23 protein-coding genes and 1 riboswitch are annotated in these 25,203 nt (G+C 72.6%); of the genes, 9 read left to right on the top strand and 14 right to left on the bottom strand.

The features are described 5' to 3' along the window. Positions 1–4: 4 nt before the first annotated feature. The gene (locus ACZ6C1_RS06125) at positions 5–952 is read right to left on the bottom strand and encodes an oxidoreductase (protein WP_469238135.1); all 948 of its coding nucleotides are present in this window, start codon (positions 950–952) and stop codon (positions 5–7) included. Between the two features lie 132 nt (positions 953–1,084). Here ACZ6C1_RS06125 and ACZ6C1_RS06120 point away from each other — a divergent pair, with 132 nt between their 5' ends. Beyond that, positions 1,085–1,738: a TetR/AcrR family transcriptional regulator gene (locus ACZ6C1_RS06120; protein ID WP_469238133.1), complete on the top strand. Its 654-nt coding sequence runs from the start codon at positions 1,085–1,087 to the stop codon at positions 1,736–1,738. A 129-nt stretch (positions 1,739–1,867) separates the two neighbouring features. Here the strand turns inward: ACZ6C1_RS06120 and ACZ6C1_RS06115 are convergent, their stop codons facing one another. Next, positions 1,868–2,491, bottom strand: a complete 624-nt coding sequence (locus tag ACZ6C1_RS06115; protein ID WP_469238131.1) for a histidine phosphatase family protein — start codon at positions 2,489–2,491, stop codon at positions 1,868–1,870. Between the two features lie 217 nt (positions 2,492–2,708). After that, the gene (locus ACZ6C1_RS06110) at positions 2,709–3,287 is read right to left on the bottom strand and encodes a TetR/AcrR family transcriptional regulator (RefSeq protein WP_469238129.1); all 579 of its coding nucleotides are present in this window, start codon (positions 3,285–3,287) and stop codon (positions 2,709–2,711) included. Between the two features lie 88 nt (positions 3,288–3,375). Here ACZ6C1_RS06110 and ACZ6C1_RS06105 point away from each other — a divergent pair, with 88 nt between their 5' ends. Continuing rightward, a complete protein-coding gene (locus tag ACZ6C1_RS06105; protein WP_469238128.1) occupies positions 3,376–3,822 on the top strand; it encodes an anthrone oxygenase family protein in 447 nt (148 codons plus the stop codon). An 814-nt stretch (positions 3,823–4,636) separates the two neighbouring features. Here the strand turns inward: ACZ6C1_RS06105 and ACZ6C1_RS06100 are convergent. Both ACZ6C1_RS06100 and ACZ6C1_RS06095 read right to left on the bottom strand, forming a co-directional pair. Then, positions 4,637–5,431, bottom strand: coding sequence for an RNA polymerase sigma factor (locus ACZ6C1_RS06100; RefSeq protein ID WP_469238198.1), 795 nt, complete (start codon positions 5,429–5,431; stop codon positions 4,637–4,639). Continuing rightward, a complete protein-coding gene (locus ACZ6C1_RS06095; RefSeq protein ID WP_469238126.1) occupies positions 5,424–5,918 on the bottom strand; it encodes an LAETG motif-containing sortase-dependent surface protein in 495 nt (164 codons plus the stop codon). The genes ACZ6C1_RS06100 and ACZ6C1_RS06095 overlap by 8 nt, the downstream gene beginning before the upstream one ends. 235 nt (positions 5,919–6,153) lie before the next feature. On the opposite strand from ACZ6C1_RS06095, the gene ACZ6C1_RS06090 reads away from it, so the two are divergent. Next, on the top strand, positions 6,154–6,540 hold the full coding sequence (locus tag ACZ6C1_RS06090) for a VOC family protein (RefSeq protein ID WP_469238124.1): 387 nt from the start codon (positions 6,154–6,156) through the stop codon (positions 6,538–6,540). 157 nt (positions 6,541–6,697) lie between these two features. Here the strand turns inward: ACZ6C1_RS06090 and ACZ6C1_RS06085 are convergent, their stop codons facing one another. Then, positions 6,698–9,916, bottom strand: coding sequence for an amidohydrolase family protein (locus tag ACZ6C1_RS06085; RefSeq protein ID WP_469238122.1), 3,219 nt, complete (start codon positions 9,914–9,916; stop codon positions 6,698–6,700). A 292-nt stretch (positions 9,917–10,208) separates the two neighbouring features. Between ACZ6C1_RS06085 and ACZ6C1_RS06080 the strand changes: the two genes are divergently transcribed. Next, positions 10,209–10,922, top strand: a complete 714-nt coding sequence (locus tag ACZ6C1_RS06080) for a ribonuclease H family protein (RefSeq protein ID WP_469238120.1) — start codon at positions 10,209–10,211, stop codon at positions 10,920–10,922. Positions 10,923–10,969: 47 nt separating this feature from the next. Here the strand turns inward: ACZ6C1_RS06080 and ACZ6C1_RS06075 are convergent, their stop codons facing one another. From ACZ6C1_RS06075 to ACZ6C1_RS06060, 4 genes are all read right to left on the bottom strand, one after another. Further along, positions 10,970–12,214, bottom strand: a complete 1,245-nt coding sequence (locus tag ACZ6C1_RS06075) for an acyl-CoA dehydrogenase family protein (RefSeq protein ID WP_469238118.1) — start codon at positions 12,212–12,214, stop codon at positions 10,970–10,972. Between the two features lie 310 nt (positions 12,215–12,524). Continuing rightward, on the bottom strand, positions 12,525–12,983 hold the full coding sequence (locus tag ACZ6C1_RS06070) for an RrF2 family transcriptional regulator (RefSeq protein WP_469238116.1): 459 nt from the start codon (positions 12,981–12,983) through the stop codon (positions 12,525–12,527). Positions 12,984–13,047: 64 nt separating this feature from the next. Next, positions 13,048–13,233, bottom strand: a complete 186-nt coding sequence (locus ACZ6C1_RS06065) for a hypothetical protein (RefSeq protein WP_469238114.1) — start codon at positions 13,231–13,233, stop codon at positions 13,048–13,050. Further along, positions 13,230–13,571 (bottom strand): hypothetical protein, encoded by a 342-nt coding sequence (locus ACZ6C1_RS06060; protein WP_469238112.1) that lies wholly within the window; start codon positions 13,569–13,571, stop codon positions 13,230–13,232. Before ACZ6C1_RS06060 ends, ACZ6C1_RS06065 begins: the two co-directional genes overlap by 4 nt. 202 nt (positions 13,572–13,773) lie before the next feature. Between ACZ6C1_RS06060 and ACZ6C1_RS06055 the strand changes: the two genes are divergently transcribed. The 5 genes from ACZ6C1_RS06055 to ACZ6C1_RS06035 all read left to right on the top strand — a co-directional run bounded on the left by ACZ6C1_RS06055 (position 13,774) and on the right by ACZ6C1_RS06035 (position 17,406). Further along, the gene (locus ACZ6C1_RS06055; protein ID WP_469238195.1) at positions 13,774–14,256 is read left to right on the top strand and encodes an MSMEG_6728 family protein; all 483 of its coding nucleotides are present in this window, start codon (positions 13,774–13,776) and stop codon (positions 14,254–14,256) included. A 124-nt stretch (positions 14,257–14,380) separates the two neighbouring features. Then, a complete protein-coding gene (locus ACZ6C1_RS06050; RefSeq protein ID WP_469238111.1) occupies positions 14,381–14,875 on the top strand; it encodes a DUF2617 family protein in 495 nt (164 codons plus the stop codon). After that, a complete protein-coding gene (locus ACZ6C1_RS06045; protein ID WP_469238109.1) occupies positions 14,872–15,285 on the top strand; it encodes a DUF4247 domain-containing protein in 414 nt (137 codons plus the stop codon). The genes ACZ6C1_RS06050 and ACZ6C1_RS06045 overlap by 4 nt, the downstream gene beginning before the upstream one ends. Before the next feature lie 74 nt (positions 15,286–15,359). Continuing rightward, on the top strand, positions 15,360–15,797 hold the full coding sequence (locus tag ACZ6C1_RS06040; RefSeq protein WP_469238107.1) for a DUF350 domain-containing protein: 438 nt from the start codon (positions 15,360–15,362) through the stop codon (positions 15,795–15,797). Positions 15,798–15,804: 7 nt separating this feature from the next. Further along, positions 15,805–17,406 carry a polyamine aminopropyltransferase gene (locus tag ACZ6C1_RS06035; protein ID WP_469238105.1) on the top strand — a complete coding sequence of 534 codons (1,602 nt, stop codon included), beginning with the start codon at positions 15,805–15,807 and terminating at the stop codon, positions 17,404–17,406. An 883-nt stretch (positions 17,407–18,289) separates the two neighbouring features. On the opposite strand, the gene ACZ6C1_RS06030 is transcribed toward ACZ6C1_RS06035, so the two are convergent. From ACZ6C1_RS06030 to ACZ6C1_RS06015, 4 genes are all read right to left on the bottom strand, one after another. Next, positions 18,290–19,177, bottom strand: coding sequence for a peptidoglycan-binding protein (locus ACZ6C1_RS06030; protein ID WP_469238103.1), 888 nt, complete (start codon positions 19,175–19,177; stop codon positions 18,290–18,292). An 845-nt stretch (positions 19,178–20,022) separates the two neighbouring features. Next, a complete protein-coding gene (locus ACZ6C1_RS06025) occupies positions 20,023–20,799 on the bottom strand; it encodes a transglycosylase SLT domain-containing protein (protein ID WP_469238101.1) in 777 nt (258 codons plus the stop codon). Between the two features lie 4 nt (positions 20,800–20,803). Continuing rightward, a riboswitch (cyclic di-AMP (ydaO/yuaA leader) is annotated at positions 20,804–20,969 on the bottom strand. A gap of 620 nt (positions 20,970–21,589) precedes the next feature. Beyond that, complete coding sequence (locus tag ACZ6C1_RS06020; protein ID WP_469238099.1) at positions 21,590–22,231, bottom strand: helix-turn-helix domain-containing protein; 642 nt, start codon at positions 22,229–22,231, stop codon at positions 21,590–21,592. Between the two features lie 79 nt (positions 22,232–22,310). Beyond that, positions 22,311–25,103, bottom strand: a complete 2,793-nt coding sequence (locus tag ACZ6C1_RS06015; RefSeq protein ID WP_469238097.1) for a SpoIIE family protein phosphatase — start codon at positions 25,101–25,103, stop codon at positions 22,311–22,313. Positions 25,104–25,203: the final 100 nt, after the last annotated feature.

The following is a 25,203-nucleotide window of genomic DNA, read 5'->3' as shown; positions in this document are numbered from 1 at the left end:
CGGGTCAGGAGGCGTCTTCGGGCAGCCGGAAGCGAACACCGGTGAGCTTCTCGGACAGTTCCCACAGTCGACGGGCGGTGGTGGTGTCACGGATGGCGTGCTCCCGGTCGCGCAGAACGGGCTCGCCGCGCAGCTGCAGCGGCCCGTCGGGCACGACGTACGTTCCGCCCGGCAGGTCCGGGACGGTCGCGGCGTACAGGGAAGTCCTGGCGCCCAGAGGGGTCGGGCGGAAGGCGACGCGGATCAGCAGCCGGGTCGATACCGCGTGGAGTCGACCGCGACGGCCGTTGGCGCCGCGGGTGAGGACGTTGGTGCGAGTCAGGCCCGGGGCGACGGCAATGCTCCGCAGCCCCAGGCCGGCGGCGTCGGCGCGGCGTTGCAGTTCGGTGGCGAAGTAGAGATTGGCGCGCTTGGACTGCAAGTAGGCGAACATCGCGCTGTAGCGGCGTTCGGCGTTGAGGTTTTCCAGGTCGAAGCGGGCGAACCGCTGACCTTCGCTGCTGACGGTGACCACCCGTGGATCGGGCGAGGCGAGCAGATGCGGCAGCATCAACCCGGTCAGGGCGAAGGTGCCCAGGTGGTTGATCCCGAACTGCGACTCGAACCCATCGGTGGTCCGGGCGAACGGCACCATGGCCACGCCGGCGTTGTTGACCAGCAGATCGAGCCGGTCATGGTCCCAGCCGTCGGCGAAGGCGCGTACGGAGGAAAGATCGGCCAGGTCGAGGAGGCGTACCTCGGCACGGGCGTCGGGTGCCTGGGTGAGCAGCCGATCCAGGGCGGCCTGCCCCCGTCGGGGGCTGCGGCAGGCCAGCACCACGTGGGCGCCCCGGCGGGCGAGTGTCTCCGCCGTGATCTGGCCGATGCCGCTGTTGGCCCCGGTCACCACCGCCAGGCGGCCGGTTTGGTCGGGGATGGAGTCGAGGGTCCAGGTGCGGGAAGCGCTGGGCATGACGTTCCTTGTCGGCTCATGGGGTGAGGCGTCCTGTACGCGACTGGCCGGCACCCGCCGTTATTGCAACTCAGAGTTGCGATAGGTTGGAGCCTGACACGTGGTCGACCGCTAGCGCAACCAGGAGTTGCAATGGAGTTGAATTCCTCCGGTCCTGCCCGTCCCGTCGGGCGCGGCCGCAAGGCGCAGGCGGCGGTCAGGGCCGCCACCCTCGCCGAGTTGCTGGACCGGGGGTATGCCGAACTGACCGTCGAGGGCGTGGCCCAGCGGGCCGGGGTGCACAAGACGACCGTCTACCGGCGATGGAAGGATCGCGCGAGCCTGGTCGTGGACGCGCTTGCCGAGCACTTCGCCACCGACATCCCCACCCCGGACACCGGAGCCGTCGAGACCGACCTGCAAGCGCTCGCGCGGGCGCTCGTGCACAGCATGGAAGGCCCGGTGGGCAGGGCGGTGCAGACCGCGATGTACTCCGACGCGGGCCGGCTGCCGGAGGTCGCCGAGGCGCGACGACGGATCTTCGCCGACCGGTTCCGGCGTGCCGAACCCGTGATCACCCGCGCCGTCGAGCGAGGCGAACTGCCGGCGGGGACCGATCCGGTCGAGCTCCTCACAACGCTCGTCGCGCCGATCTACTTCCGGTTGCTGGTCAGCGCCGATCCGATCGACCAGGGCACCGCCGACCAGGCCGTGCGGATCACGCTCGCCGCCGCCCGCGCCGGCGCCCTGACACGGGGCTCCGCCGCAGCGGTCAAGGCGACTGAAGCGGACGCCGGTCAGGCGTGAGGGGCGGTGTAACCGCCCCACGCGTGCCGCGCCGCCTGAAGGGGTGCGGGCACGACGCTCGGAGCGCCTGGCCACGCCCGAGCCCATCGACCGGCGCAATCGCCCGATGTACGGGCGTGGCGGGTGCGTTCAGATGTGCAGTCCGGGGGGAAACCCGGTCCAGCGCAGTTCGGCGGGCAGGTGCCGCATGTCGTTGGACATGAGGACGGAGGCGGGCCGGCCGGGCGCGTATCGGATGACTGTGAGCGCGGCGTTGCAGTGGTTGAGGCCGAGCCAACGCCACGGCGGCGCGTGCATGGCGTCCCGGACGAGCCAGGCGACCAGAAAATTGTGGGTGACGACCAGTTCATGCCGGTCCTGTTCACCGTCCACCGCCCCGGTGAACATGTCCAGCGCCTGGCAGGCCAGCGCAGGTCCGTGCTCCCGCTCCTCCTCAGTGGCACCAGCGAGAAAGCGGAGGAAGAAGTCCGCTGATTCCACCGGAAGCTCGTCCCTCGCAGGCACGTAAGGAACATAGTCGCCGGCGACTTCCGAGACGCGGAGGGGAACGTTCTCAAGCTGATCACCGATCAGGCGCGCGGTCTCCTGGGCCCGGCGCAGCGGACCGTGGTGAACAGCCGCGAACGGGATGTCCCGGAGGCGTTGGCCGAGCAGCACGGCTTGCCGCCGGCCGCCCTCCGTCAGCCCGCTCTCGTCCGACAACGCCTCGCCGTGCCGGACCAGATAGAGATAACGAGTGGCTGTGCCGATCATCGAATACCCCTCCGCGCCCACTAGCGATCTTGTGCATCGATGGACGCCGGCTACTTCACTGCCGGTTCCTCCGCCCTGCAAAGAGACACGCTCCAGGGCGCGTCTCGGGTTGTGATCTGCGGCTGCGCCGTATGCGGGCGCGAGCGACCGGAAGCGGGGCCGCGGGCGGGCAGCGGCCGGGCTCGGAGCCCGGCTGCGCGTCTGCCGGGACGGTGTGTCAGATCATGGCGAGCCGGTCCACCAGCAGCTCCACCCTCCGCCCGGCGTCCTCCGGCGGCAGCCGTCCCGATCGGGTCAGGGTGGCCAGCCCATGCAGGGCCGCCCAGAACACCTCGGTGAACAGTCCCGGGTGGACGCCGTCCCCGGCGACCTCGCCGAGGCTCTCCAGCAGGGCGGCGAAGGCGTCCTTCAGTGGCTCCGGGGTGTCCTCCTTCGCGAACGCCAGACCCCCGTCGAGCTGGAACATGGCGTCGTAGACGGCCGGGTTGCCTTCGGCGAAGTCGAGGTAGGCGCGGGCGAGGGCGGTGACCCGGGCGCGCGGGCCGTCCGCGGCGGAGGCCGCGGCCCGCAGCGCCGCTGCCATCTCGGCGGCGCCCTCGAGGGCGACGGCACCGATGATCTCCCGCTTGCCGCGGAAGTGGCTGTAGAGGACGGGCTGGCTGTACTCGATGCGTTCGGCGAGCCGGCGGGTGGTGACCGCGTCCCAGCCCTGCTGCTCGGCGAGTTCGCGGGCCGTTGCCACGATGAGACGTTCGCGGCCCGCCCGTTCGCGCTCCTTGCGTTCCTGTACCGACATGGTCCGAGCCTAGCACTGCTAGACAATCGAGCGGCAGCAGCGCTAGCGTTGCATCATCAGCTAGCAGCGCTAGATCCCTGGAGGGGTCATGCTCAACGCACTCGAGGTGTTCACCACCGTGGTCGTCGGCGTGATGGTGGGGGTGGAGTTCTCCGTCGCCTTCGTCATCAACCCGATCCTCAACGCACTTCCCGAGGACAGTGGCCAACTCGGCCGCGCCCACGGGGGCCGGATGCTCGGCGCGGTGATGCCGGTCTGGTACATCACCTCACTCGTCCTCGTCGCGGTCTGGGCCGCCGCCGGACGGCACCACCACGGCACCGGCCTGGTCGTCACCGCCGGCGCGCTGCTGCTCCTGAGCGTGATCATGTCGATCCTGCTGCTCGTCCCGATCAACAACCGGGGCAAGACCTGGACCCCCGACAACCGGCCCGCCGACTGGAAGCAGCAGATGAACCGCTGGGACCGCCTCCACTACGTCCGCGTCGCCGTCATCATCGCCGCCTTCGCCCTGCTGGTCGCCGCCCTCACCTGACCCCGCGGGGGCAACACCGCGCTGGTGGCGGCCCCGTGGGTTCACCGTGCGGAAGCCGCTGTTCGGCCTACTGATCCAGCCCCGGGAAGTCCGTGAATGCTTGTCGGCTGTGCACGAGCAGTTCGCGTACCGAGGGGTTGTGTGTGCTCTTCCAGATCAGGGCGAGTTCGTCCCACCCGCCCGCTGACGCCGTCGCCTCCGAAAGTCCGCAGGGGCGGCCCCTGGTCAGCGCGTGGAGCTTCGCGGTGTTCGGTCATCGGCCGCCCGGGCGCTCGGGGCCACCGGGCCCGGCACGTCCTCGACGAACCACCGCGGAATCGGTCGGGCGAGGGGAGAACACGCCACGGGGTCAGGGGAATTCACTGGTTGTCGCACTAGGTGGCTCCCGGCCGAGGAGCGGTGGACGGTGCCGCGGAGGGGTTCGAGGGCGGGCTGATGCTCGGCCCGAGAGTGGGGGTCATGGTGGGGGTCGCCTCCGGTGTCGGGGGCGTGGTCGGGGTCGGTGTCGGGGTCGGAGTCGCGCCCGGTGTCGGGGAGGTGATCCCGGGCGGCACCGCCGGTGGGGCGGGGCGGGGGGCGGCCGTCTCCGGGGTCAGGGTCAGATAGGCGGCCCAGGCCAGGACCGCCGCCGCGAGCCCGGCCAGGCCGGCGAGACGGGCCTGGGACCTCGGGTCCCGCCTCCACCACGGCGTCCGGCGCGCCGGGCGGGGCGGCGCGGCCGGACGCAGATCCCGTATGGTCACCGACTCCGCCCGTGCTTCGAGCGCCTCCCGGAGCCGGCGTTCCACGAGACGTTGGGGTTGCCCGTCGGCCGTCATATCCGTCCCTCCAGGATCCGTTCCAGCGCGTCCAGGGCGCGGCTGGCGTTCGACTTGACGGCCCCGCGGCTGATCCCCAGGGTTTCGGCGATCTCGGCCTCGCTGAGGTCGGCCCAGTACCGCAGGACCAGGACCTCGCGGCGGCGCGGGGTGAGCCGGCCCAGCGCGGCCAGCACCTCGCGGTGCGCCTCGTCCAGCACGACGTGCTCCTCGGCGGAGGGGACGTCGACCGGAGCGGGCGGAGTCCAGGCGCGGGCGGTCCGGCGGCGCCGCAGCACCGATCGGGACGTGTTGACGACCGCCGTGCGCAGGTAGCCCAGCGCGTTGTCGACCTCGGTGATGCGTTCGCCATGGCGCCGGTACAGCGCGGTGAACGCGTCCTGGACGACATCCTCGGCGGTGGCGGGGTCGTCGACGAGGAGCACGGCGAGACGGACCATGCCGAGGCGGTGGGCGTGGTAGAGGTCGGTGACGGTGGGAGGTTGTGGGGCGCCCCCACCGTGCGTGGCCCCGGCACCGTACGCGGCTCCGGCACGGTACGCGGCTCCGGCACCGTACGCGGCCCCACCGTACGCGGCTCCGGCGCCGTACGCGGGCGCGGACAGCGGGCGCGGCCCGAGCGCGTCGTCGGCGGGCGGTGCCGGGCGGTCGCGGCGCAGCAGCAGGGCGCGCAGCGCGGCACGCACGCCCTGCCCCGTGCCGGGCCGCACCCGGGCGAACCCGGGTGCGGCGGGGCGGAACGGCAGGGTGTGGTGCAGCACGGGGTTCCTGGGGTGGAGCACGTCAGTGATGAGCACGCCGCCGTACGACGAACAGAGTCCCGGCCCCGAGCGCGACGAGCCCGGCGGCACCTGCCCCTATGGCGGCGTTCGTGGCGCTGGAGCCACCAGTATGCGCGAGCTCGGGCCCGGCGGAGGGCCGCGCGGCACCCGGGGAGCCGCTGGGCGCCTCGGTCGGGACGGCGGAGGGTGCGGCGCTCGGGGCGCTGCTGGTGGCGGGAGCCGGGGCGGCGGACGGTACGGCGCTCGGATCGCTCCCGGGTCCCAGGGTCGGAGAGGCCGACGGGGCGGCGCCCGGAGTGGCGCCGGTGCCAGAGGTGGGCGCGGCGGAGGGGGTGGGCGCCGCGGAGGGGGTGGCGTTCGGCGTGCTGCCGACGGCCCGGGTGGGCGCGGCGGACGGCGTGGCGTCCGGTCCGGCCGCCGCCCAGGCGGGTACGGAGAGGGCGGCGAGTGCGCCGGTGGCGGCGACGGTGACGACTGCGCGCTTCAGGTGGGGCACGGTGGTTGTTCTCCCGACTCGGTACGGGGCGTCGGATCACGCCCTTCACCCCGCACGACGCGCGAGTGCCCGGGGGGTTGCCGCCCTCCGTGAAGTTTTTTCGGCGTCAGGAGGCGTCGTCGGGGGAGGGGCCATTAATGATCATGATCGGCCGCCGGCCCGAACCACCCGGTACCGTGGCCCCGTTGACAGGACCGGTCCGCTGAGGGACCGGATCAGTGGAGGGGGTGGCTCGGTGAGGGTCAAGGATTTCGATCACGTGGTGCTCAATGTGGAGGACGTCGAGCGGTCGCTGGAGTTCTACTGCGGGCCACTCGGTCTCGAGCCCGTGAGGGTCGAGGAGTGGCGGGCGGGGAAGGTGCCGTTCCCGTCCGTGCGGGTCACTCCGACGATGATCATCGACTTGTTCAGCCGTCCCCGCGGTGAATCCAACGTGGACCACATCTGCCTGGTCGTGGACCCCGTGGACTGGCAGGAGGTGATCGACTCGGGCACCCTCGACGTGCTGGAGGGGCCGGTCACCCGCTTCGGCGCGCGAGGCAGTGCCCAGTCGGTGTACGTGAAGGACCCCGACGGCAACACGGTGGAACTGCGCTGGTACCCGCAGGACGCCGGGAGCTGAGCGCCGCGGCCCGTGCCGCCCGCGACGGGAACCCGCGCGGGCGGCACACCGGAAGCGCGGCTGCGCTGAGCGCCGCGGCCGGCCGGCGCCGAGGTCAGCCGGAGCCACAACCGGTCGGCGCCACAACCGTCCGGAGCCTCGGCCGGCGGCACACCGGTCAGCCGTGGGCCGCGTCGGCCGAACAGCAGCCGTCCCGCCGCATCACGCGGCCGACGTCCAGCCAGTCCTCCGCGCCCAGCCGGGGCCGGGCCAGGATCCGGCCGCTCGCCGGGAGAAACGCCCCGACGAGGGCCGACGTCTCATGGGGCACCCCGCCCTTGAGCACCGAGACCGTGCGTACCAGTGAGTCGAAGTCCGTGAAGGGGTCACCGTCCACCACGGTGAGGTCCGCGACCTTGCCCACCTCCAGCGTGCCCAGCTCCCGGTCCAGGGCGAAGGCCCGCGCGGGCAGCAGCGTCGCCGTCCGCAGGGCCTCGGCGGGGGACAGCCCGCCCAGGTGCAGCGCCCGCAGGGTCAGGTGCAGGGAGAGCCCCACCGGGACGATCGGCGCGTCCGTGCCCAGCGCCACCAGACCGCCGGAGGCCAGCACGCTCCGGTACACCTCGGTCTCCGTGCGCAGCGCGTCCAGTTGCGCATCGCTCGGCGGCTGCGCGGACATCTGCCGCACCAGAGCCGCATCCCACGGCGGCATGATCGACCCGACCCGTTCGTCCCGCGCGAGGGCGGGGTCGGCGCCCACCAGATACGACGCCGTGAACGGTGTGGCGATCAGGGTGAAACGCGCGCCGGGTGCCGTGTAGATCTCCCGCACGTCCTGGTAGGCCCGGCCGGCGGCGGTCACCGCGTGCCCGGTCTCGCCCCGCTGGGTCGCCTGCAGATGGCTGGTCAAGTCCTGCCCCGTCTGCAGGCCCGGTGAGCAGAAGTGGCTGCCCACCCGCACCCCGAGCCGCTCGTGGGCGAACCGTGCCGCCTCCTCCATCACCCAGCCCGGCGCCCTCACATACGTCTTGACCACGTCCCAGTCGAGCGCCGCGCCCCGCTCCAGCGACCGCCGCAGCCCCGCACGCGTGAGGTGGGCCCGGCCCATGCTGTAGGCCACCCGGGAACCGTCCAGCAGCTCGCCGCAGCTGAGCAGCCGGGGGCCCGCCAGCTGACCGGCGTCGACCGCCTCGCGGATCCGGGCCTGCTCGTGGGCGAACCCGCCGAGCGAGACGGCCGTCGTGATGCCGTACGCCAGTTGGCAGGCCGTCTGCCGGCCGCCGTACGTGTACTGCCAGGGGTGGGTGTGCGCGTCCCACAATCCGGGAAGCACCGTCCGGTCCGAGGCGTCGACCCGCCGCGTCGCGGGCCGGGCGCGGCCCGGACGGTGCGGTTCCACCGCCGCGACGCGCCCGCCCCGTACGACGACGTCTACGTCCTCCCGGACCGACGCGTCGTCACCGGTCCCGTCCCAGAACCGCCCGGCGCGTACGACGGTGTCGGCGGGTTCGGGCCGCCGGTAGTCCAGCGGTACGCGCACGGTACGCGGGCCTCCTCCGTCGACACCGGTCAGCCGCATCCGGGTGCCGGACAGGTAGAGGAGTGTGCGGGAGTCACCGGACCAGGAGGGGATGTCGGCGGGTTCGTCCGAGAGCGTGCGCAACGGTCCCGCCGGCCGGCCGTCCGCCGACACCGGCAGCACGCACAGGGCCGATTCCACGATCACAGCCATCCAGCGGCCGTCCGGTGACCACACCGGCCCGGAGCCGTAGCGGTCGGAGATCGAGGTGTGCGGTGCGACGGCGTGCAGCCGGGCGGCGCCGGTCGAGGCGTCCACGACCCGGATGAGGTTGTAGCCCTCGCGGAACCGCTGGTTCAGCCGGTTCCGGTCGCACAGCGCGAGGTAACGGCCGTCCGGTGACCAACTGGGCCGCCCGGGCAGGCCGCCGCCGCCCAGCGGGGCGGCGAGCACGCGCTCGGTGTCCGTGGACAGGTCCTTGACGACGAGGCGGCCCGTCAGGTCGAGGCAGGCGAGCCGGCCGCCGTCGGGGGAGAGCACCGGATGGACCCGCCCACCGGTCGCCAGCGCCGTACGCCTGCCCGTGGCGAGGTCGTGGCGGTACACCCCGAGCAGGCCGTCGCTGTCGTCGGCGTACAGCAACGACTTCCCGTCCGGCGCCCACACCGGTCCGAGGAGGTAGCGCGACGTGTCCGCCCGCACCAGTCGGCGCGGCGGACGGCCGCTCGTCGTGTCGGCCAGCCACAGCGAGTTCAGCGCGGCGAACACCACCCGTCGCCCGTCGGGTGCCAGGGCCGGCAGGTGGATGCCCCGCACGGGGCGTGTCCGGCCGCCGTCGAGGTCGTGCTTCTTGGGCCGGTAGCGCGGGCGGCGCACCGGCACGGTCGCCTCGAAGGGGATGGGCTCCACGGCGTGCGGCGCCTCGGGGCGTACGAGGGTGAACCGGCCGTCGACGGTGAGCAGCAGCTCGCCCCCGGCGGTCCAGCGCGGCGGCACGGCGGCGACGTCCCCGGCGACGGCCACGGGCTCGCCGTCCACCACGAGCGTGCACCCGCCGTGGGGCGCCGCCGTGACCCGCAGATACGCCAGCCGCTCACCGTCCGGGGACAGGGTGGGGGTCATCACCTGGGCGGCGGCGGACTCGGTGTGCACGACGCCCACCGGTCCCTCGCCGTCCGCCGGTACGGAGACCACCGTCCGGGCCTCGAGGGACGCCCCGGAGGCAGTGGCCGTCAGGGCCGCCCGTACGAACAGGATCCGCTCGCCGTCCGGTGACCACGCCGGGTCGAAATCCTCCCAGTGGCCCTCCTGCAGGGGGCCCGCCTGCCCCGGCAGCCCGCTGACCGCCGTGAGCGTGCCGGTGCGCAGGTCCAGTACCTGAATGCGGTACGGGGCCCCGGTCACGGGGTCGCCGCCACGCTCCGAGGCGAAGGCGATCCGCCCACCGTCGGGGGACCAGGCGGGACCCCGGTCGTCCCATGGCCCATCGGTGCGCCGGCGGACGTCCGAGCCGTCGGGGCGCATGGTCCACACGTGGTACGCCCCGCCCTGGTAGGCGCAGAAGGCGACCAGGGACCCGTCCGGCGAGTGGACGGGGCGTCCGGGTTCCAGCGCGGCCGGGGTGAGCGGCACCGCGGTGCCGCCCTCGCGGGGCAACGACCAGAGGACGTGCTGGACTTCGGCGATCAGCCGGTCGCCGGAGGGCGCGAGGTCGGCCGCCCCGTTCGTGGCGGCCGTGTAGCGCAGGGAGACCACATGCTCCCGGGCGGCCACGGCCGCGACCGCCGCCGGGGACATCACCGCGGCTCCCGCGGCGGACCCGGCGCCCGCGAGGAACCGGCGGCGTGAGAGCGCCCATGGGAGCGGTGGTCCGTCCATGGCCGCCGGCGGCCCTCCGGCACCGGGAACATCCGTACCTGTCATCACCTCACGAGCATCGGATCCATCCGTCGCGCCCGGCACATCTGTCCCACCCGTGGTCGTCCCGGCTTCCGCCCGGCCCATCCCTCTGGCGTCCAACAGTCCTCCCGTTCACGGAAGTCGGCTCCGCCCGGTCATGGCCGCCCGGAGTACCGAAGCCGACACGGAGCTGATGATCCCGTACTCGGGGCGTCGGCGGGGGCAGACACCACGTCCCGGTGCACACGCACGCGTAAGGCATGATCGGGGGATGTCTGATCGCATCATCGCCGCCTGTGACGGGGCGGCCAAGGGAAACCCCGGCCCGGCCGGCTGGGCGTGGGTCATCGCCGACGCCGAGGGCCGTCCTGAGCGCTGGGAGTCCGGACCGCTGGGCCGCGCCACCAACAACGTGGGCGAACTGACCGCCCTGCGGCGGTTGTTGGAGGCGGTCGCTCCCGGAACCTCCCTCGAGGTGCGCATGGACTCCCAGTACGCCATGAAGGCCGTGACGCAGTGGCTGCCGAACTGGAAGCGCAACGGCTGGAGGACGGCGGCCGGCAAACCCGTCGCCAACCAGGAGCTCGTGCAGGACATCGACGCCCTGCTGGCGGACCGGGACGTCGAGTTCCGGTACGTGCCGGCCCACCGCGTGGGCGGCGACCCCCTGAACGCGATCGCCGACCAGGCCGCGAGCGACGCCGCGGTCACCCAGCAGGCCGCCGGCACCGCGCTCGGCGACACCCGCATGCCGGTCCCCGCGCCGGGCCGCAGCGCCCCGGCCCGTACGAAACCGGCCGCCACCGCCGGGAAGCGGCCGGCCCGCGCCGCGGCGGGCACCGCGTCGCGCACCATCAAGGCGAAGTTCCGCGGCACGTGTCCCTGCGGGGAGCCGTACGCCGCCGGAGACGCGATCGCCAAGCTCGGGACGCGCTGGGGCCATCCCGGCTGCCGGACCGTGGACGCCGACAGCTCCTCGGGCTGACCGTCCCGTCGGCTTGGACGGGCGGGGCAGCAGCCCGGCCGGGGGCATCAGCGGTCGGCGCCCGCCAGGCGGTGCGTTCCGTTGAGGAAGTGCTCACCGATGTCGCGGAGCCGGTGGGCCGTGGAGCGATGCGCCGTCAGTACCCGGGCGTTGCGCCAGAACCGGTCCAGGCCCGGTGTGTCGGCGAGCTCCAGCACCCGTGTGGTGATGTGCAGGGCCGCCCTGGCCGTGACGGTCTCGGCCGTGGCGACCAGGGCGGCGACGTCGGCGGGTTCCTCCACGCCGATGCGCGGTCCCGCCTCCAGGGCCCCGGCCATCGTCTCCGTCGCCCGTTCCACCACGACCGCGGCGGTCCGGGCGGCGGATGCCAGCTCCCCGTACGCGAGGAGGAGGTCCGGGTCCCTGGCGGGCAGTCGGTCGAGTGCGGCCGTGACGCCGGCCGGCCGGGTCGCCCGTCCGCCCCTGCTGGAGTCACGTGCCTCGGCGAGGGCGCCCTCGGCGATGCCCAGGCCGACGTGGCACAGAGCGAGCCGGAGCGCGGGGTCGGCGAGCGCGGTGAACGGCGCGGTCGACTCCGTGTCGTGCGGCCGGGGGCCGAGCACCTGCCCCGGCGTGACGACCACCCGGTCGAAGGCGACCTCGCCGGCCCCCGCGACCCGCTGGCCGAGACGGTCACGGGTGGGGTCGACGGACACTCCGGGAACGCCGGGCGGCACCCGTACGACCAGGAGGTCGCCCGTCACGGCGCAGAGGGCGTCCACCACGAACTGGTCGGCGACCGACACGGCCGTGTCCACCGCCACCCGGCCGTTGAGCAGGTGTCCGGAGTCGAGCGGGGTCAGGGTGAGGGACGGGCCGTCGCCACCGGTGAGTACGCTGCCGGCCCAGAGCAACTGGTCGCGCGCGGTGTCCCGTTCGAGGGCGGCGGCGCGGTGGGCGGAACCGTAGAAGCGTCCGCTCCACGTGTGCGCGTAGTGGCGGGCGAGTAACTCGCCGACGGAGCTGTCCGCGGTGGCGATCTCCCGTACGACGGCACAGCCGGTGCGCCAGTCGACGCCGCGCGCGGGCCCCGGCGGGACGAGGGACGACAGCAGTCCCGCTTCCCGCAGCCGCGCCACCTCGTCGGTCGGCGGCCTGCCGGCCCGGTCCCGGGGCACGGCGTCGGCGGCGAGGTCGTCCGCGGCGTCCCGTGCGGTGCGGAGCAGGGCGCGGACCTCCTCGATGGTGTGGGTGCCGCGGGTGCCGCGGGTGTCGTCAGGCGTGGTCGCCGGTGCGGCCATGGCGGACGTCACCGGCGGCCCTGGGTGGCGTGGCGGTACCGGGCGGCTGTCGGCGTGTCAGGGCCGTGGGGGGTGGCGGTGGTCATGTGCGCGGTACTCCCGTGTGTGGTGAGGGACGGGCGGAACGGAGTGGGGCGCCGAGCCCGGCACATGGCGGTACGCGCAAGGAACGTGACCGACCCGGCCGGACTTTCCTGGTTTTCCTATCGGAGTAGTAGGAATAGTGCTCGGCGAAGGTCATCGCGACAAGGGGGTGCCCACATGGTGGGCCACGCGATCTTGTAGAGCGAGACGCCGCACCTCAGGAGGCCGGGATCCCGTCTCAGGGATTGGACCAGGCGGCGGGATCCTCGGTCAGGGCGTGCGCCGCTTCGGGAAGGCGGCCGGAAGCCACGTCCGCCAGCGAGACGCCTTCGAGGATGCGCCGGACGTTCGCCCGCAACGCGATCCACAGCGGCAGCAGCGACTCGGCGGGCCCGCTGTAGGCCAGCTCCGGAGGCCGCACACCGCGTACCGAGACCAGCGGGCCGTCCACCGCGCGCACGACGTCGGCGACGGTGATCCCGTCCGCCGGCCGGGCCAGCCGGTAACCGCCGTTGACCCCGCGCCGGCTGACCACCAGGCCGCTTCGCCGCATGTCGTTCAGGATGCCTTCGAGGAACTTGTGCGGGATCTCCTGCGCCTCCGCGATGGCCTCCGCCTTCAGAGGCCCGCCCCGTTCCCCGGCGGCGAGTACCAGCGCGGCGCGCACCGCGTAGTCCGCCCTGGCTGAGATCCGCATGAGGGCATTATCCCGCACCGCGTCCCCGCCCGCTCTGCCGCCCTCGCGTCCCGTCCGTGTACGTCTACGCCTGCGACGTCGTGGGTTCCTCGTCCCCGTCCTCCCGGCCGTCGATGGAACCCACGACGTCCGCGCTGTTCGACGGGCCGTCAGGGGTGGCCGCCCGGGCGGCGGGCGGCGCGGGGCTGAGGGCGGCGATCGCCGCACCGGCGACGAGGGACGCGACGGCGAGCATGCTGCGCTTCTTCATGCCCGGTTCAACTGCACCTCCCGGCCGGCGTCACGTCGGCGGGCCCCTCGAACGTACGTCGCCATCGCCGGGCGCGCCGGGGCGGCGCTCGTCGTCGCCGTGGGCCCACGCGAAGTTGTCCACGAGAGTCCGGTGTCATGGCCGACGCGGTGTGTCACAGCACCGTCGTGGTACGGCCCTTGGCGGAGTCGCTGGGCGCCCTCGACGCCGATCGCGGAGGTGGCGCCCGCCTTCGTCGGCCTCTTGCCGGTGGCGACCGGCTCGTCCCGGGTCGCCGAGGGGTTCGCGACCCCCGCGTCCCGTAACAGCTCCTTGTTGTAGGGGAGCGCGTCGGACATGGAGTAGGGCGGGGCGGCGGCCGGGTCCTGGCCCCGGCCGGAGATCCTCAGTGCCCAGTCGACGGACGGGCCTGCTGCGCACGTGAGTTGGGGCGAGGGGAGCGAGCGGGCCGTCCACCCTTGCGGGACCGTGCCGCACACACCCCTCACGCACGGCCCGCCCGGCGTGCGGGGGCGGACCGGGGACGGTAGACACGTGCGTGTGCAGACCTTTCTGCCGTTCCCGACGTTCTCGGCGTGCGCCGAGGTGCTCGACCCGCGCCGCCTGGGCAAACAGAGGGTCGAGGCGCTCCAGGTGCTCCGCGGGCTGATCGTGCCCGGCTACGGCTGGCGGCGGCACCCGGCCGTACGGATGTGGACCGGCTACGAGGAGGCCCTGGTCCGCTACGGCCTGGAGGTGTGCGGCGCGTGGACCGCCAAGGGCCACCGCGACACCTGCGCCACCTCCATGCTCGCGGGTTTCCACACCGTGCGCCCCGGCGCGCCGGTCCGCCCGCAGGACGAGCTCGCCGACGCCGGTGAGCTGCCGCCCTGGCTGGGCGACCCCGACTTCCACCGCAGCCACCGGTCGGCTCTGCTGCGCAAGGACCCCGTCTTCTACGCGGCACACTTCGCCGACGTCCCGGCCGACCTGCCCTACGTGTGGCCCGGCTCCGACCGGGAAGCGGGCGGACACCCCGCCTGAGGGGCGCTTTTCGGCTGTGCCATACTCAGCCGCGCTCCAAGCACTTCGCAGTCGGGGGAACATCGTTGAGAGTCGAGCTTGCCGTCATCGGCAAGGAACCGGTCAGAGGCCCGGGCGGCGCCGGATGAGCGGCGTAGCCCTGACGGCCCCGTACCTGGACACCGACGCCGACCAGCTCTCGTTCGTCCTCGGACGTCCCGCACGCGAGGCGCTCGCCGTACGCGACCTGACCGTCGGCGGGCTGGACGTACAGCTCAGACTGCTGGGCGCCTCCCACCAGGTCTTCACCGGCCCCGTCCGGGAGACCGTCGCCTGCCTGCCGGGCGTCGAGGGCGGCCTGCCCGACACGGCGGCGCAGGACTTCGACGGCTGGCACTACGCCTTCAGCGCCCAGGTCCAGCGCTTCGACCCCCAGGAGTTCAGCGCACGAGTGGCCCGGATCCGGGGCCGCTCGGAGGGCCACCCCCGGGCGCTGTACGGAGTCTTCCCCGGCTCCCCGGAAGCAGTGACCGCACTGACCGTCGAGCGGGAGAGCGCCGGGCTGAGCTGGCGCACCTGGCACACCTATCCGCAGAGCCGCCGGATCGTGGCGACGCACACCCGGCTGGAGGCCCGATGAAGACCGCTCTACGCATCAGTGCGATGCTCCTCGCCACGCTGGCCCTCGCCGCCTGCTCCAGCGACCCGGACGACGACGACGGCAACGACGTACCGACGAGCTGGATCCGCGGCCAGTACACCTCCAGCGGCGTGGACCACGTCGACAGGACCGACTCGCCGTCCCAGGTCGCCAAGGAGATCAACGGCAACACCTCGGCCGTCGCCCGCCTCAGCGACGGCGACAAGCAGTTCCTGCGCTACCGCAACGACATCGTCGCGATCAGTCCGCACATCAGCGGCAAGGGCAGCCTGATCGAGATGGCGGACTACCGCACCGGCTACCACCGCTGGCGGACCCACATCGGATCCGTCTGGCCGGACCCCGACAGCGCCGCGTTCCGCGGTGGGGGCCCCGGCTCCGGGAAGTGACCCCCGGCCGCCCGGCACGCCCTGATTTCCCACTTCCTCACGCATTCCCCGACGACGACCCCGAAAGGCACACCGTGGCAGAGATCTTCGAGTCGGCAGGCACCGCCCTGCTCTACGGCCTGGTCGGCTTCGTCGTGATGGCGGTCGGCTTCATCGCACTCGACCTCGTCACCCCCGGAAAGCTCGTCCACGTCGTATGGACCGAGCGCAACCGTGGCGCCGCCGTACTCCTCGCCGGCCAGACGGTCGCCATCGGCCTGGTCATCGAGCAGTCCATCCGCGCCAGCGAATCCGAGCAGGGCCTCACCGAGGGGCTGGTCAGCACCCTGCTGTACGGCCTCGCCGGAGTCGCCGTGATGACACTGATCTCCATCATCGTCGGTCTGCTGACCCCCGGCCGCCTGGGACACGCCGTGCTCGACGACAACGGCACCAGCCCCCACCCCGCCGCCTGGGTCCAGGCGGCCATGTACCTCGGCACGGCCTTCATGGTCGGCGCCGCCGTGTCGTGACCCCCTGATGAGCACCACCGTCCTGGACCGCACCCCTCCGGCCGCAGGCCCCCGGCCGCCGCGGGCGCACGCACGCGGAACGCGATTCCTGCTGCTGCTCGCGGTGTTCGTCTGCGCGGCCTGCGGTCTGGTCTACGAGCTGGCGCTGACCGCTCTCGGCAGCTACCTCATCGGCAACTCCGTGATGCAGACCTCCGTGGTCATCTCCGTCATGGTCTTCGCCATGGGCATCGGTTCCCTGGCCGCCAAGCCACTGCAACGGCGCGCGGTCGGGGCCTTCGCCCTCGTCGAGATCCTGCTGGCGCTCGTCGGCGGCCTGTCGGTGCTCATCCTGTACGTGGCGTTCGCCTGGCTGCGCCTCTACATGCCGGCCATGGTGGTGGTCTCGTTCGTCGTCGGCCTCCTCGTGGGCGCCGAGATCCCCCTGCTGATGACACTGCTCCAGCGGATCCGGCGGCAGGAGGCCGGCAGTGCCGTGGCCGACATGTTCGCCGCGGACTACGTCGGAGCGCTGGTCGGCGGCCTGTGCTTCCCGCTGCTGCTCCTGCCCGCCTTCGGCCAGCTCAAAGGCGCCCTGGTGGTGGGCGCGGTCAACGCGGTGGCCGGGGTCGTCGTCGTCCTGTGGATCTTCCGCCGCGAAACCCGTCCGATGGTTCGCAACGGGCTGCTGGCCGGGGCGGCAGGCGTCCTCGCCGTCCTGGCCACGGTGTACGTCCTGGCCGACGACATCGAGGTCACGGCGCGCCAGCAGCTCTACCGCGACCCCATCGTGCACGCCGAGACCACGCCGTACCAGGACATCGTCGTCACCCGCTCCACCGCCTTCACCGGACAGCCGGACACCCGGCTGTTCCTCAACGGCGACCTGCAGTTCTCCTCCGTGGACGAGTACCGCTACCACGAGGCGCTCGTCCACCCCGCACTGTCGGGGAAACGCTCCTCCGTACTGGTCCTGGGCGGCGGGGACGCGCTGGCCCTCCGCGAGGTGCTCGCGTACGACGACGTGGACACGGTCACCCTGGTCGACCTCGACCCGGCGATGACACGACTGGCCCGCACCTTCGCCCCGCTGGTCGACCTCAACCGCCACGCGCTGAACGACCCGCGGGTGACCGTCGTCCACGCCGACGCCTTCACCTGGCTGCGGGACGCCACCCGGCGCTACGACACGGTCCTCATCGACTTCCCGGACCCCGACACCGCCGCCCTGGCCAAGCTCTACAGCGTGGAGTTCTACCACCTGCTGGGCCGTGTCCTCACCCCTGACAGCCGGGTCGTGGTGCAGGGCGGGTCGCCGTTCTTCGCGCCCAAGTCGTACTGGTCCATCGCCGCCACCATCCGTGAGGCCGGCTACGCGACCACCCCGTACCAGGTCGACGTCCCCAGCTTCGGCAACTGGGGCTTCATCCTCGCCACCCCCGGTGCGGACGGCCCGCCGCCGGTTCTGCGCCTGGCGGCCGACGCGCCGCCGCTGCGCTTCCTCGACGACGACGTCCTGACGGCCGCCACCGTCTTCCCGGTGGACCGCCGCCCCCAGGACGTACGGGCGAGCACCCTGATGGACCCGGTGGTGCTGGAGTACACCCGCCACGAATGGCAGAACTACTGAGCGGCCCCGCCGAACGGCTTCCTGAACCGGCGCGTCCCGGCCCGAGCGGGGACAATCCGTCGTAGGCCAGGTCCTACCGCAGGGAGTGCCAGTGACCCGTGTTCTTCTGGCCGAGGGGAACGGGCTGCTGCGCGGGCGCTCACCGCGCTCCTGAACCGCGAGGACGACATGAGGGTCGTCGCGGAGTCCGGCGGAAACGGACACATCCTCGCGCGAGCGCTGTCGCACCGCCCCGATGCGGTCGTCATCGACGTCGACGCCCACCAGGACAGGGGTCGCGCCGCGGCCGGCGAACTCGGTGCCGAAATCCCAACGCGCGGCGGCCGCCGGCCTTGTTGGGTCATCCACGGTCCCGTCGCTGGCAGGTGGGGCACGGTTTGTCGTGACCGTGGGAATCGATCACGGTTCCCCATTCGCCGCAGTCGTGGCAGTCGCGGGCCAAGGCGATGTTGATGCGGAGAGCTGGGGTGGGAGTAGTCGAATCGGCTTCGTGGGCCATGCGGGGAAACTCCTCGTACAACGCGGTACGGGCGAGTTTGTCATAGTTCGTATATCTATGCAATTGGATGCGCCGACTCGTGCTTGGTCTTCCCCGCCTGGAACGGCCCGGGCCGTGACCGCTGCCGCCGGCGCTCCGCCCCCGGTGCAGCGAAGTGGTAGCAGGGGGTGACGAGGCGGAGCGCCGGCCGTTCAGGTAGCCGAACTGCGCTCGTGCGCCCGGCCGGGCTCGGGCAGCACGGGCCGTCGATGTCGTGACGTCCGTCGCCCTCCGCCGCGGCCGGTCCTCCACCAACGCCTTCAGTGACGTCTTCCGCCGCGCCTCCCGCCACACCCCCGGCGCCCACAACGCCGTACCTCGGCCCGTGGGCCCCGGGGGCCCGGCTCAGACGTTCGGCACCTTCAGTCTGTCCCAGCTCGACTTCCCCGGGATGCCGTCGGCGTCACTGCCCGCATAGCCGAGCTTGCGCTGCCAGGCGGCGTAGGACTTCCGGTCGGCCTCGCTCCACTCGGGGCCGGGGCCCACCTCGTACCGCCCGCACCCCTCCGCCACCAGCCGCTTGCCCATGGCCGTGATGATCGCGCTGCGCCGGCCGGGGGTGAAGAACGCGGCGCCGGGGAACGGCTCGTACGATGCCGGGGGCTTCGGCGCCGGGGGCTTCGCCGGGCCGTCCGGCGCTGCGCCGAGCCGCTGTCCGATGCGGGCCCGCATCGAGTCCATCGTGAACCCGCGCGGGTCGATCTTCCCCGGCTGCCACTCCTTGTGCCCGATCACCGAACGGTGCGACCAGCCGTGCGCCCGGCAGAGCGCGGCCGCCGCCTTCTCGATCGCCTCCAGCTGTGCCGCCGGCCACGGGTCGGTGCCGTTGCCGAGGTTGACGCACTCGAACCCGTAGAAGTACCGATTGCCGTCGGTGTTGGCCTCGTTGTCGGCGGGCAGCGACGGGCGTTCGTCGATCACCGCCCGGAGGACCTCGTCGTCACCGAGACCGGCGTGGTTGGCCCGGCCGTGGCCCACGAGGTGGACCGACCCGTCCTTGGCGATCACCCCGTGACACAACGGCCCCGGCAGGCTCGAGTGGCCGTCGTAGCAGATGTTCACGGAGTTCTGGGTGCCCGAGGTCACGGTGTGGTGGATCATCACCCCGTGCACCGGACCCCACGGGCCCTTGTGATTGCGGTTGTGCGTACGCCAGTTGCGGTGCTCGACGACCTGGAGGCCCTCGTCACGAAGGGCCTTGAGAAGCTTGGACGCGGACAGCGGCGTTGCCATCGTGGTGATCCTTTCCGGTTGGATGGTCCGGTGGGGATGGTTCGTTCAGTTCTCGCCCTGCGCGGGGGGACCGGCCGGCGCACCGCCCGTCTCGGTGGCCTTCGCCTCCTCCATCGCCGCGGCGGGGGACCGGACCGGACAGCGGCCCGAACGCCAGGCGTGGATCGGACACCGAGCTCTCGCCGAACACCCAGGCCGGCGGCGCGTGATGCACCTCGATCCCGCTCGGAGCCGGCAGATCTCGACACCGTCCTCCAGCGGCAGCCAGCGGCCCTCCTCGATCCGCAGCACGCCGCCCCGGGTCTTCAGCGCGCCTGGTGACCCCGGCCGCCCGCGACCCGGTGGTCCCGGCGCCGCAGGAACGGGGCGGAGGAGCACGCGTGGATCATGGAAACGAGCGCCGCGTTTTCAGGTCTTTCCCCCGTCACACACCCCGTGCGATATCGGTCTCGCAGGGCCATTGGCATACGCGTCTGCTTGTGGCTCCTGATGCATGGGTGCCTGTGGGGAGTCTCGTTCGGCGCGGAGTCACGGTCAAGGCACCCTTTCGGTCAACGGGTGCTTGCGGTATGCGGAGTTCGGCTGAAGCCGTTCGGCGAGGTCAGCGGGACAGTGAAGATCGATATGGAGACCCCGTTCGCCAACGTTTCACAAGAAAATTCGGTGAGGGGTGGTAAACAAGCCGAATGGCAGACGGCTCGGCGCGCCGTCTTGTGTCCGATTGGCGAGACATACGGCATTGCTCCCGCGGAACTCCACCGGACTCCCACGGGAAATGCGAGGGCCGAACGCCGCTGGGGCCGGCCGCGTTCGAGCGGCCGGCCCCAGCGGGGAAAGCGTGTGGATCAGTAAGGACCGTTGACGTTGTCGATGGAGCCGTACCGGTCGGCCGCGTAGTTGCAGGCGGCGGTGATGTTGGCGACCGGGTCGTAGGGGTCCGTCGCCGTGCCGGGCACGTGGTAGGCCTCGAACGTCGGCGCGATGACCTGGAGGAGCCCCTTCGAGGGGGTCCCGTTCACGGCGTTGATGTCCCAGTTGTTGATGGCGAGCGGGTTGCCCGAGGACTCACGCATGATGTTGCGGTGGATCCCCTCGTACGTGCCGGGGATGCCGTGCTTGGCCATGATGTCCAGCGACTCCCGGATCCAGCCGTCGAGGTTGTCCGGGTACGTCGCCGCCTTGGCGGCGGCCGGTGCGGCCTTCCGCTCGGCGGACCGGTCGGCTCGCTCGGGCGCCGAAGCGCGCTCGGCCGCCTTCGCGCCGATCGTCAGCTTGAGGCCGGGGCGGATCAGGGACGGGTCGGCCCCGATGGCCTTCCGGTTGTCCTCGTAGAGCTTCTTCCAGCCACCGCTCACCTTGTGCTCCCGCGCGATCTTGGAGAGGGAGTCACCCGCGACGACGGAGTACGTGGTGGGCGCGGCCTTCTTGGCGGCGGCAGCGGTGGCGGCCGGGGCCGCGGCCGGGACGCCGGCGGTAACGGAGTACGCCGCGCTGGGCGCCGCCTCGGCGGCGGTGGCGCCCATCAGGGGCAGCGCGAGTGCGGCGCCGCCCGTGCCCGCGGCGACGAAACGGCGGGCGAGCGGACTGTTCTTGGGACGACGGTGCTTACCCTTTGCGGGCATGGCGAATTCCTCTCCGTCGCCTGCGAGGTGAGCTGTCGGGTTCGGGCTGGAGATGCCCGGTCGCGGTATCAGCGCGACTTCACCCCTAGCCGATCCGGTGTGCTCCGGGTCGGCGGCTTACCTGGGTCCCCCGCTCCTGCCGTACGTACGTGAGTGGGTGTGGGGTTTCCGGACGGCGGCAGGATTCGGCGGTCCATCCGGATTGAGGGGACCGTAAGCGAGACGGGCCTGGCGGAACAAGGCGTGAATTTCACGGCCCGACCCGCTTTCCACCGCCTTCCGGCCGGTGGTGAACCGTCAACTTTGCTGCAAACAACCGGGAATCAGGCCTGAAGAGCCCCTGTGTGCCAGTCCTGCGCGGTGATACTTATCACGCGTGATAACCAGAGCCCATAAGTGACGCATTTTCCCCGCAATGTGAGCAGCAAAGGCGATTGCCGCCAAACCTGCATAACGGAGAAAAGGGACGCAAGGGTCTCGTGGTGTGCCGACGCCGACCCGGCCGCCGGTTGCTCCCAGGTGGCGGGCCCGGGCGCGCCGGACGCAGTGAAGTCCGGCCCCGCCGACCTCGTGCCCGCCCGGTGGCGCGACCGCGGGCGTATGCGTGCACAACTCGTCCATCACCGTGGCCGTACGACGCCGCGGAGTGTGCGGAGCGCGTCCGCCGGCACGGACGCGGCACTGTTCGGCGCGTTGCGCGACGGGCCGTGGGGGAGGGCCGTCGAGATGGACACGCGCGTCATCGGCCCGGCGTTCGGTCGCGCAGCCTCCGGCCCCCGGCACCGGATGATCACGCGGACGCGGACGACCGGCCGCGTGTGGCCCCGTTCCCCTCCGCCGCGCCACCCGCGCGGCGCGGCCTGGCGCGCACGTGCATCCGCTCGCCCTGCCGGCCGAAGAGGCTGAGCACCTCGACGGGGCCGTCCCCCGTGGTGCCGAACCAGTGCGGCAGCCTGGTGTCGAACTCGGCCGCCTCGCCCGCCCCCAGCACCAGATCGTGCTCGGCCAGGACCAGCCGCAGCCGCCCGGACAGCACGTACAGCCACTCGTAGCCCTCGTGGGTGACGGGCTGGGGGGTGTTCCGGTCGGCGGGGAGCACCATCTTGAAGGCCTGCTGCGGGCCGGGTTGCCGGGTCAGGGGCAGCACGGTGTTGCCGTGCACGGTCCTGGGCGTGAGGCGGACGCGCGGGTCGCCCACCTCGGGCGCGCCCACGAGCTCGTCCAGCGGAACCTGGTGTGCCTGGGCGATCGGCAGTAGCAGCTCCAGGCTGGGGCGGCGCAGGCCGGACTCCAGACGGGACAGGGTGCTCTTGGAGATCCCCGTGGCCGCCGACAGCGCGGCCAGGGTCACGCCGCGCTCCGTACGGAGGCGCTTGAGGCGCGGGCCCACCTGGGTCAGGGTCCTGGCGATGGCGTCCGACTGCTCTTCCATGCCGTTCATTGCACCGCGCCCCCGCCGCCGACGGCAACAAAGTTTGCTGTTCCGGCACCGTCCGACGGACCCGCCGAGGTCACCAGGACACGTCGTCCAGCAGCAGCTCCGTCGGCATCCGGGCCCCCGCGGTGGGGGACTGTTCGGTCCACATCACCTTCCCGGTGGGGGTGTACCGGGTGCCCCACCGCTCGGCGAGCTGGGAGACCAGGAACAGTCCCCGGCCGCCCTCGTCCGTGGTCGCCGCGCGCCGCAGGTGCGGGGACGTACTGCTGCCGTCCGACACCTCACAGATCAGGCAGCGCTCGTACAGCATCCGCACATGGATCGGCTCGGAGCCGTAGCGGATGGCGTTGGTGATCAGCTCGCTGAGCATCAGCTCGGTCGTGAACCCGACCTCCTCCAGTCCCCACTCCTCCAGCTGACGGCCGCACGCGGAACGCACACGTGCGACGGCGGAGGGGTCCCTGGGCACGTCCCAGTCGGCGACCCGGGTGCGGTCGACCAGATTGGTGCGGGCCACCAGCAGCGCGATGTCGTCCCGGCGGTGCGGCGGCAGCATGGCGTCGAACACGGCCTGGCAGGTCGCCTCCGGCGTACGGCCGCGATGGCCCGACAGCGTCTCGCGCAGCAGCTCGAGGCCGGCGTCGACGTCCCGGTCCCGGTGCTCGATCAGACCGTCGGTGTAGAGGACGAGCTGGGAACCCTCGGCGAGCTGGATCTCGGCCGTCTCGAACGGCAGGCCGCCCAGGCCCAGGGGCGGGAAGACGGGCACCTCGGGGCAGTCCAGGGTGCCGTCGGGCAGGACGACCACGGGGGCGAAGTGCCCCGCGGTGGCCATGCTGCAGCGGCCGGACACCGGGTCGTAGACGGCGTACAGGCACGTGGCGCCCGTGATGCCCTCCCCGTTGCCGTCCGCGCCCTCCTCCTGGTCGATACGGGTGACCAACTCGTCCAGGAGTCCCAGCAGCTCGTCCGGCGGCAGGTCCAGCGCCGAGAAGTTGTGCACCGCCGTCCGCAGCCGGCCCATCGTGGCGGCGGCGTGCAGTCCGTGCCCCACCACATCGCCCACCACCAGGGCGACCCTGGCCCCGGGCAGCGGGATGACGTCGAACCAGTCGCCGCCCACCCCCGCCTGCGCCGGCAGATAGCGGTACGCGATGTCCAGCGCGCCCTGCTCGGGCAGGACGCGGGGCAGCAGGCTCCGCTGGAGCGTGACCGCCATGGCGTGCTCGCGGGTGAAGCGACGGGCGTTGTCGATGGCTACGGCGGCCCGGGCGGCCACCTCCTCCGCGAAGGCCAGGTCCTCCTCCTCGAACCGTTCGGCCCGCTCCGAACGCCAGAAGTTGGCCATGCCCAGGACCACCCCGCGCGCCTGCAACGGCACCGTCACCAGCGAATGGATGCCGTACGCGAGAGCCTCGTCGGCCCCCGCGGTGTCCTGCGCCCGCCATCCGTGGGCCACGTTCAGGTCGGCCTCCAGCACCGCGTGCCCGCTCGCCAGGGCCGCCGCCATCGGCGTCGTGGGAACGGCGAACCTGATGAGGTCGCCCACCGGCTGGAGGGGGTGGTCGTCGTGGATGCCGGCCACCGCCGTGCGCCGCATCTCCGTGTGCCTGCCCGACGGCTCCTCGCCGCGCAGGACCGGGTCCAGCAGCTCCACCGTGACGAAGTCCGCGAACCCGGGCACCGTCACCTCCGACAGCTCCTCGGCGGTCCGCACCACGTCCAGCGTCGTCCCGATCCGCACCCCCGCCTCGTACAGCAGCTTCAGCCGCTCCCGGGCCACCTCCGCCATCCCCGACACCGCCCGCAGCTCGGTGGTGTCGCGGAGCGTCGCGACCGTGCCGGTCGCCCCGCCGTAGGGGGCCGTGGGCCGGGTGTTGACGGCGAGCAGGCGGTCGCCCGCCAGGTGCACCTCGTCGGTCACCGCACGGCCCGAGCTCAGCAGCTCCGCCGTGTCCTCGTCCAGACCGAGGTCGCTGACGGCGCGCCCCTCCGCGTCGGGGGGCAGGCCCAGGAGCCTGCGCGCCTCGTCGTTGGCCAGCGTCAGCCGGCCGTCGTCCCCGATGATGACCACACCCTCACGCGCCGCGTGCAGAACGGCGTCGTGGTGTTCGTACATCCGGGTCATCTCGGTGGGGCCGAGGCCGTGCGTCTGGCGGCTCAGCCGCCGGCTCACCAGCGCCGAGCTGCCGACCGCCAGCGCGAGCGCGGCGGCGGCGGAGCCCAGCAGCACCGGCAGGTGGCGGTTGAACGCGCCCCCGACGTTCTCGATCGTGACACCGGCGCTCACCAGTCCCACCACCGAACCGTCGGCGTCGGTGACGGGGACGACGGCCCGGGCGGCGTCGTTCGGCGCGCCCTCGAAGATCTCCGTGAACGCGGTACCCGCCGCGGCGCGCTCCACGTCCTCGGCGCGGCGGCCGATCAGCGACGCGTCGTTGTCGGCGACGCGGTTCCCCTCGGGCGTCATCACGGCGATGAAGTCCACGCCGGAGCCGTCCCGGGCCTCGAGCACCGACGCCTGGAGCGCGGCGGTCGGATCGGGGGCCTTGAGCGCCGCCACCGTGCCCGGGGCGTCCGCGAAGGACTCGGCGGCGGCCAGCGAGCGGTTCTGCGCGTCCCGCTCGCCGTCGTAGCGCGCCTGGAACGCCAGCCCCACCACGGCCACGGTGATCAGCAGCACCGCGACCACGATCTGGAGCAGCAGCACCTGACCGGCGACCGTGCGTACGCCCAGCAGCGACCGCACACCCTCCGGTGGCGGGCGCCGTGCCTTCATGGTGCGGGCCCGGTCCGGAGCGCCCGGCACACGTCCCGGGTCCGGGCGGCCCGACGCTCGCCTGGTCCGTCCGAGACGTCCGCTCATGCCCCATTTCTAACATTGCACCCTCTTCCGGAGCGACCCACGCCCTCCCCGGCCCACCCCCGGCCCGCCCCCCGGGGGTTCCCGGGAGGCAGCCGGCCGT

It is taken from the genome of Streptomyces sp. NPDC041796 (genome assembly GCF_055590785.1).
The sequence above is the reverse complement of the archived record's forward strand: the minus strand, read 5'-3'. Positions and strand labels throughout refer to the sequence as shown.